The 326-nt window shown below is 63.2% G+C and carries 1 protein-coding gene; it reads left to right on the top strand.

Translation table 11 applies throughout. The annotated features are described in order from the left end of the window. Positions 1-39: 39 nt before the first annotated feature. A partial coding sequence (locus KBI52_RS00570; protein WP_371823083.1) for an AAA family ATPase occupies positions 40-326 on the top strand: 287 nt, incomplete at its 3' end.

Genomic DNA, 326 nt, shown 5'->3' with positions numbered 1-326 from the left:
CGTGCCCATGTTACGGCTGCCCAGGCGGAGCATGCACCTGTGGGTGCTGTTGAAAGCCTGCTTGCCGAGGCGCGCCAGTACTTCGCTTTGGCCGAGTCGCTGCTGGAGCCGGCACGGCCCGTCGTTGTCGCCGTCGGAGGGCTCAGCGGAACCGGCAAATCTACGATAGCCTCGCTTGTTGCCCCCCATCTGGGGCCGGCGCCTGGGGCTCGAATTCTGAACAGCGACCGCATCCGGAAGCAGATCCATGGGGTGCCAACCAACACCCGCTTGCCGGATCAAGCCTATCGTCAGGATGTCTCCGATCAGGTCTATGCAACTTTGAG

It is taken from the genome of Microvirga sp. HBU67558, from assembly GCF_018069605.1.
Classification (GTDB): Bacteria; Pseudomonadota; Alphaproteobacteria; order Rhizobiales; family Beijerinckiaceae; genus Microvirga; species Microvirga terrae.
This window is presented reverse-complemented; position numbering and strand designations above follow the sequence as displayed.